This is a genomic window from Candidatus Phytoplasma bonamiae (genome assembly GCF_030586845.1).
In the GTDB taxonomy this organism is placed as follows: domain Bacteria; phylum Bacillota_I; class Bacilli_A; order Acholeplasmatales; family Acholeplasmataceae; genus Phytoplasma; species Phytoplasma bonamiae.
The window spans coordinates 1-7958 of record NZ_JAOSIQ010000021.1 but is presented as its reverse complement, the minus strand read 5'-3'; the positions used below and the strand labels follow the sequence as shown (position 1 = coordinate 7958).

Here is a 7958-nt window from a genome sequence, read left to right as displayed (position 1 = left end):
GCTAGGCTCAAGGGAAAAGCGAAACTTAGAGTAGTCGTCGGTTTCATCCTCAAATTGGAATATTTAAGGCTAACCCGACCTAGGCGAAGGGTAATAACCTTTACAAGGCGAAAGAGTTTCAATATCTAATATTAGATATTAGGCGCCGGATGCTTGGAAACTTGCTTTTCAATATTTTTTAAAGAAGAATAATTATGATAAATATAATAAAAAGAAATCAGTTTTTCAAAACGTAAATAATCTATATCCTTATAACAAAAATAAATCAAATCTAAAAATCATTTTTAATAATTATTTAAAGTTTGGGGGTTTTTAAAATATTAAAATTTTAAAAAAATTTTTTGAAACAGAATTTAAAAAATATATATCATGCTAAATATATAAGATAAAAAAAGGGGATTTGTTATATGAAAGGGTTATTAATTTTGCAAAACGGTTTTGAAGATTGTGAAGCTTTGGTAACAAGAGCTTTATTAAAAAATAATGGATTTGATATTACGACTATTACATTTAATAATTCTTTGGATGTTGTTTCTGCATCAAATTTAATGGTTAAAGCTGATTTGTCGCAAAATGTTATTTCTCACAAATATGATTTTTTAATCATACCAGGCGGTCCATATGTGAAAAATGTTATAGAAAACAAAAATGCTTTGTTGAATAATATTTTAAGTTTAATTAATGATTTCGCAAATGATAATAAATTTATTGGGGCTATATGCGCAGCTCCAGCTTTTTTAGGACAGTTAAATTTATTAAAAAATCATTCTTTTACTTGTTTTCCTGGATATGAGAGTTATATTAAACAAGGAGAATATTGTGTTGATAAAATGACAGTTTTAAGTGGTAATTTTATTACTTCACAATCACCTTGGACAGTTTTAGATTTTGTTGATGTTTTGTTAAAAACATTTAATAAAAAAATAAACTTAATATAAATTAATCTTTCCCATCATATGTTTTTTATTTTAAAAAGATTTTGATAACAAATAAAAATAGGAAGTAGTTTGTATATATGAATATAAATAGTTCTATTAATGATTCAACTTTTCATTCTTATAAAAAACCTAAATTAAAAATTTTAGGTTTTTCAATTTGGTTTGCATTAATTTTATTAATGATTTCTATAATACATATTTGGACATCTTACGATGCCTATAAAGGGCAATTTAATTCATCTTGGCATAATTTAATTTCAGTTTTATTATTTACTATGATTTTAGCCGAAATATTAAAAGTAATAGGTAACAAAATTCCTATTGTTAAAGATATGGGTGGAGGAGCGATTTTTTGTTTATTATTGCCGGCTTTTTTGTTTAATTATAATTTTTTTCCTCGTAATTTCGAAGCATCATTAATGCAATTTCAATCTGCATTTCGCGAAAGAATATCTTTTTTTAATAAAAACAGTAATATAGGTTTTTCTGAATTTTTCGTTGCTTCATTGGTTTGCGGAAGTCTTTTAAGTATTGATAAATTTATTTTAAAAAAAAATGGACCTAAATTTTTATTGTTGGTTATTTTATCTTTAATATGTTCAGGTTTAATAACAGGAATTTTAGGAATCTTATTAAAACCTATTGGTGGTATTGATAATGTTCCTGGTAGTCATCGTAATAGTTTTTTAGATGCTATATTTTTTATTTTTGTTCCTATTTCTTGTGGTGGTTTAACATGTGGTATTATTCCTTTAATAAAAGTATTTTCACAAGGAATAGTTCGTTTTGAAGATGCCTTTAAAAATCATATTATTACTTCTTTATTAATTGGCGGAATTTTAAGTGTTATGTTTGGAGGTTTAATTAAAAAATTTTTTGGTAATTCGGAATATAGCAGTCCAGAAGGTGAATTAGATAAAAATAATATACATAAATTAAGTAGTAATCGATTTAATTCTCTTAAAAATGAATCAAAAGATAATAATTCTAATTTAAGTTTTCTAAATATGAAAATGGGGTTATTAATTATTTTCGCTTTATACGCTTTAAGTAGTATTTTTAGAACTGTATTATTAAAATTATGGCCATCTGCTAATTTGGAAAAATATGTACCTCCGACTATTATTTTTTTAGTTATTTTAGTGTTATTAATTAAGTTTTTTGATTTGATTTCAGAAAATTATATTCAAAATATTAATCAAGCATCTAAATTTATTACTCAATCATTTTCATCTTGTATTTTGGTAGTTGTTGGTATTAATATTAATATATTAATGATTATTGACCGTATTTCTAATTTATCTTTTTTACTTACTTGTATTGTTTGTGTTTTTACTACTGCTTTAGCATCTGCTATAATCGGTAATAAAATGGGTTATTATCCGGTTCAAGCTTCAATTGCTGCTGGACTTTGTGCTAATAGTATTGGTGGTGCAGGTAATTTGGCTATTCTGGAAGCTTCTGATTCTTTAGAATTATCACCTTATGCGCAAATATCTACTCGTCTTGGTGGAGATTTAATAGTAATTGTAGCTAGTATCATGTTTCCATTATTTTATTTTATCAATTGATGAATGTATCTGTTGATAGTTAATGTTTCTTGAAAAACAATTGTGAAATATTTAATTAAATTAGCTCTTATTTCTATAGAAACTGAACTTTTATGTTATCCTTCTTTAGGTTTAGTTTCTATAAATAACTGCGGATCTCATCAAGATATGAATTTTAATCTTTTTATGAAGTCTAAAGAAACTTTTGGTGTTTATTTTCTCCATATTTATAATTTAGTTTTATCACATAAATCATTAAACTTTAATAAATTAAGAATATTAGGTATAGAACAAGAAAAACGCATGTTCAAAGTTACTAATAACATAAATACTCATAAAGGTTTAATTTTTTCTTTTGGAATTATTTATTATGTAGTTTCGTATTGTATATTTCATAATATTCCTTTTTCTAATTGGTATTTTCAAACATGCCAATTAACTAAAGAATTACGTAAAGATTTTGTATATTTTAACAATAAAACTCCTGGTGAAAAACTTTTTAAAAAATTTGGAATCACGGGAGCACGTGGAGAAGCTTTAGCAGGTTATTATAAAATTTTTTTTCAAGGTTTGCCTTTTATTTTACGTATTTATAAAAAAAATCCCTATTTAAAATCTCAAGAATTTTATTTATGTTTATTAATTTTTTATATGAGTATTATTGAAGATACAAGGGCGCCAAAGAGGCCTAAATTTCGTGCTATCTAACCAATAGCCAGGGCCGATAAACTCTGAAAGGAGATGGTCGGTTTAGTAAACGAAAGAATACTGGACTATAGCAGACCATAAAAGCGGGTTGCGACGAAAGCAAATTAGTCAAGACGACCCCGCCACCGAATAATTCTACGGAGAAGCCTGAGATGGCCTAAGAAGGAAAATGGATGTAATTTCGAAACCTGTTTGGAAGTTGCTTGAACGGACAGTCCAGAGTCTACTAGTATAAGTTGTATGTATTGAGTAGTTTATCAAATAAAAAGAAACCTGGAATCAGCCTCTCGAATAGAGGATACTTCCCCTAAGGAATCAAGGTTGAAATTTAGAGTAACTTGGAGTATCCTAAAACTGAGTAATTAAGTTTACTAATCCGGAGATAAAAGCCTGGATGGTCAAGGATAAAGAATCTTTTTAGTAGTCATAAGGGTAAACCTAAATTTGGAATAATTTAGTTAATCGGCTTATCAAGAAGAGAGTTAATAGCTCTCATAGGGCGAAAGAAGAAAGTAATTTATTATTTATTCAATGGTATCGGGAAAGGAGTTGATATATTATGTCAACGACAGTTTCACCAGAAACTAAACTTTCGCGAACACTGAATAAAATTCAATATTGTTCATCAAACAGCTACTCTTTAAAAAGAGAACTCCAACAGGGAATGAATAACTTTTACAACATGTTAACAGCATTTAATAAAATTGCGGCTAACAAAGGAGCGGGTACACCTGGAATTGACAATAAAACCATCGATGGAATTAATCTGGAAAGACTAGAAAGATACCATCGGGAATATGTTAATAACAGGTACAACCCAAAACCAGTTAAAAGAACCCTCATTCCTAAAGATAATAAAAAAACTAGACCTTTGGGTATACCGACTATCAAAGATAGACTGATGCAAAAATGTTTGGAACAACTTTTAACTCCCTATTTCGAAAATATCTTCTCAGAATGGAGTTTTGGATTTAGAACCAAAAAATCATGTCATGACGCTATCAAACGTGTCAAACAAAGATTTAAAGGAATTGATTACCTTGTCAAAATTGACTTAAAAGGTTACTTCGATACCATCAATCATGAGATTCTGATGAGAACCTTAAATCAGTTCATCAAAAAGAATAAAACACTGTCAACCATTAACAAATGGTTAAAAGCGGGCTTCATGAAAGATGGCATCAAATATGAATCCTTATCAGGCTCTCCTCAAGGAGGAATTATTTCTCTTTTGTTGGCGAATGTATATTTACATTACATCGACCTGAAAATGGGGGAACTGATCAAGGAAGGGAAACCGATTTGGAAGGATAACCCAAAATATAAGAAAGCATGGTCTAAAAACCAACATCATAGTCTGGTAATTGATAGTCATATCAATCTAAATCCAAAAATAAGAGTTGAATATATCCGTTATGCGGATGATTTTATCATTGGCGTCAAGGGGGAATATAGTAAGGCGCGCAGTATCAAGAACCAAGTTACACAATGGTTAGAACAAGATTTAAAGCTTACCATCAGTAAGAATAAATCAAAAATTGTCAAAGCCAGTAAAGGAACTAGGTTTTTATCCTACATGGTAAAGGTGAATCCCACCAAAAAAACGCGGAAAAAGAAAACCTCAAATAATTACCTAAATGGCAAGGTCCAAATCCAAATTCCCAAAGCGAAAGACAAAGAATACGGATATGAACACAATTGGTCAAAAAGGGGGAAGGTGAAACATGACGAAACATTAGCAGATAGAGACGAATTAGAAATAATCCGGACCTATAAAACAGTTGTCAGAGGAATTATCCGATAATTCTGTTTAGCTAACAATCTTGGTGTTTTAACTCATCTAAATTATCTAGCAGAATATAGCTGTTTGAAAACACTGGCAAGGAAACAAAAAACGTCAATTGCTAGAGTTCGAAAGAAATGTAAAATTGGTTCGACCTGGGGGATTACTTATCTTAATAAAGGAAAAACCCAATACGAACCATGGGATGTTTACTCTTGGAATAAAATTAAAAAAATGCGTAACTATAAGGGAAACCCGGACATTACCATTAATAGGTTTATATTCCAAGGTCGTACCCATCTAACTGACCGTTTAAAAGCGGAACGTTGTGAGAATTGCGACAAAACAACCCAACTTCAAATTCATCACATTGGAACAATTCGCAATGCGCATTACCAAAGTATCATGAATAAAAGAACAAAGGTATTGTGTAAAGATTGTCATCGTAAGATAACCAATCAGCAAATACATGATATCAGAAAGAATAAGAACAATAAGAATAAATAACTAATCAACCGTGAGGAGAAATTGGTTCTCGAAAGAGAGTAAATTATGGAAAGCCGGATGCTTGGAAACTTGCTTGTCCGGTTTGGACGGGGGCTGATTGTAAATAAAACAACAAATACAAATCGTTGTATAAAACGCAATTAATCTATCCGTATCTTTAATTAATAAAATTGGTTTTTTATTTTTTAAAAAAATACAAACAAAAGCTTTATTATGGTTAAATATTTTAGAAAATATGGGTTTTAGAATTTTTCAAAAAGCTATTTTATCTAAAAATGATTACTATGTAAATCATAAGATATCCCCAGGGGGTTGTGCTGATTTATCTGTTGTAACTTATTTTTTATTTTGTGTAAATCGGTTGGTTAATATTTATTAATATTAACTTTTTAGTTTAAAATATATTTATTAATTAAAATTAATCAAAACGGAGTGTGTTAGGTGCAAAATATTCAAAAAAAAATTTATTATTTAAAGAAAAATCCTTTAAGTGTGATTGTTCGTACTAAAACTAAAAATAATGCTTATAAAATTTTAAAAAATACATTAGAAAATGGTTTTCGTTTTGCCGAAATTACTTTAACTATTCCTCAAGCTTTTTCAATAATTAAAGAAATTAGTTTGCAATATCCGAAAGCAATGATTGGAGCTGGCACTGTATTAACATTACAAGAAGCTAAAACAGCTTTAGAAGCAGGAGCACAATATTTAGTGTCTCCGGTTTATAATGAAGAAATTTTAAATTGGTCTATTAAAAATGATATTTTATATGTTCCCGGAGTTATGAGTGTTAATGAAATGTATCTAGCAATTCAAAAAGGAGCTTTTTTATTAAAATTGTATCCGAGCATTGTTTTTACAGCTCAAGCTTTATCCTTAATTCGAGATCCTTTTCCAAATTGGCCTATTTTAGCAACAGGAGGTATTAATTTATCAAACATTTTGGATTATTTCGAAGCAGGTGCATTAGCAGTTGGTATTACGGGTGAATTAGGTAGCGATCACAATGCGGATGTAGTGGATGAAGTTAAAATAGCTAATTTAGCTGCGAAATATGTTGATATAGTTCAAAAAGTTATCAAAAAAAGAGGATTATTAGGAAATGATAAATAATAATAAATTCAATCCAATTATAAAAAGAGCTTTTTGTGGTTCTCTCAATTCGAGTGATTGTTTAGTAACTATAGAACCTAATTTATCTGATATTATACAAATTATCATCCAATCACCTTTTGAAAAACAATTTGGAGAAAGAATGCGCTCTTTAACTCTTGAAATTTTAAAAAAAAATAATATTACTAGTTGTAAAGTTTTAATCCAAGATCAAGGCGCTTTAGAAATTGTTTTAAAGTCACGTATTTTAGTAGCTTTAGAGCGTTCTAAAGCCTGATTTATCTATATTATTATTAAAATTTTTTTAATTTTTAAATATAAAACATAATATCGAGGTTCAAAATGAAAAAAAATAGAAAAACCATGTTATTTGTACCTGGTAATAATCCTGCTTTATTTAAAGATGTTATTTCTTATCAGGTAGATAGTGTGATATTTGATTTAGAGGATGCTATTGCTGTCGAAGAAAAGGATGCTGCACGCGAATTAACTCGAAATATGATTAGTTTTTTAGATTATCATAGGTTTAACATTGAAACTATGGTACGAATTAATGCCTTTGACACTCCTTTTTATCAGAAAGATTTAGAAGCTATGGTAACTAACGAAAAATTAGATGCTATTCGTTTACCGAAGGTTGAATCAAAATTAGAAGTTTTACGAGTTATTAAAGATATTGAAAATATTGAGTCTAAATATAATAAATCTTCTAAAATTGTTATTTTTTGTGCTATAGAAAGCGCTAAAGGAGTTTTAAATGCGCTCGAAATAGCTTCATCTTCTTCGCGAGTAGTAGGAATTGCTTTGGGCGGTGTCGATTATATGTTAAATTTGCAAGCTACTAAAACTATTAATCGTCATGAATTATTTTTTGCTCGTCAAATGATATTACATGCAGCTAGAGCTGTGGATATCGATGCTATTGATTGGGGCGCCAAAGAGGCCTAAATTTCGTGCTATCTAACCAATAGCCAGGGCTGATAAACCCTGAAAGGATATGGTCGATCAGTCAAATGAAAGAATGACGGACTACAGCAGACCATAAAAGCGGGTTGCGACAAAAGCAAACTAGTCAAGAAGACTCCGCCACCAAATAATTCTATGGAAAAGCCTGAGATGGCCTAAGAAGGAAAATTGATGTAATTAGCAAACCTGTACCGGAAGTTGCTTAAACGGACAGTCCAGAGTCTATCAATATTAACAATCAGTATTGGATAGTTTATCAAATAAAGAAACCTGGAATCAGCCTCCAAAAGAGGATACTTCCCCTAAGGAATTAAGGTAGAAATTTAAGGTAACTTGGAGAATCCTAAAACTAAGTAATTAAGTTTACTAATCCGGAAATAAAAGTCCGGATGG

Annotated in this window: 6 protein-coding genes and 1 pseudogene; all 7 read left to right on the top strand. The window is 29.5% G+C overall.

The genetic code is table 11. The annotated features are described in order from the left end of the window. The first annotated feature begins 407 nt into the window (after positions 1 to 407). The 7 genes and pseudogenes from OC701_RS01970 to OC701_RS01940 all read left to right on the top strand — a co-directional run bounded on the left by OC701_RS01970 (position 408) and on the right by OC701_RS01940 (position 7547). The gene (locus OC701_RS01970) at positions 408 to 938 is read left to right on the top strand and encodes a DJ-1/PfpI family protein (protein ID WP_304514426.1); all 531 of its coding nucleotides are present in this window, start codon (positions 408 to 410) and stop codon (positions 936 to 938) included. A 77-nt stretch (positions 939 to 1015) separates the two neighbouring features. Beyond that, complete coding sequence (locus OC701_RS01965) at positions 1016 to 2509, top strand: 2-hydroxycarboxylate transporter family protein (protein ID WP_304514425.1); 1494 nt, start codon at positions 1016 to 1018, stop codon at positions 2507 to 2509. Between the two features lie 42 nt (positions 2510 to 2551). Beyond that, complete coding sequence (locus OC701_RS01960; RefSeq protein WP_304514424.1) at positions 2552 to 3196, top strand: triphosphoribosyl-dephospho-CoA synthase; 645 nt, start codon at positions 2552 to 2554, stop codon at positions 3194 to 3196. Between the two features lie 559 nt (positions 3197 to 3755). Then, positions 3756 to 5486: pseudogene (locus OC701_RS01955) on the top strand (reverse transcriptase domain-containing protein). A gap of 441 nt (positions 5487 to 5927) precedes the next feature. Beyond that, on the top strand, positions 5928 to 6599 hold the full coding sequence (locus OC701_RS01950) for a bifunctional 4-hydroxy-2-oxoglutarate aldolase/2-dehydro-3-deoxy-phosphogluconate aldolase (protein WP_304514423.1): 672 nt from the start codon (positions 5928 to 5930) through the stop codon (positions 6597 to 6599). Then, on the top strand, positions 6589 to 6876 hold the full coding sequence (gene citD / locus OC701_RS01945; RefSeq protein WP_304514422.1) for a citrate lyase acyl carrier protein: 288 nt from the start codon (positions 6589 to 6591) through the stop codon (positions 6874 to 6876). The genes OC701_RS01950 and citD overlap by 11 nt, the downstream gene beginning before the upstream one ends. A gap of 65 nt (positions 6877 to 6941) precedes the next feature. Continuing rightward, positions 6942 to 7547, top strand: coding sequence for an HpcH/HpaI aldolase/citrate lyase family protein (locus OC701_RS01940; protein WP_304514421.1), 606 nt, complete (start codon positions 6942 to 6944; stop codon positions 7545 to 7547). The last annotated feature ends 411 nt before the right edge of the window (positions 7548 to 7958 follow it).

Coding starts and splice junctions, on each gene's coding strand:
- citD (WP_304514422.1), top strand. CDS start 6,589: ATGATAAATAATAATAAATTCAATCCAATTATAAAAAGAGCTTTTTGT.
- OC701_RS01970 (WP_304514426.1), top strand. CDS start 408: ATGAAAGGGTTATTAATTTTGCAAAACGGTTTTGAAGATTGTGAAGCT.
- OC701_RS01965 (WP_304514425.1), top strand. CDS start 1,016: ATGAATATAAATAGTTCTATTAATGATTCAACTTTTCATTCTTATAAA.
- OC701_RS01940 (WP_304514421.1), top strand. CDS start 6,942: ATGAAAAAAAATAGAAAAACCATGTTATTTGTACCTGGTAATAATCCT.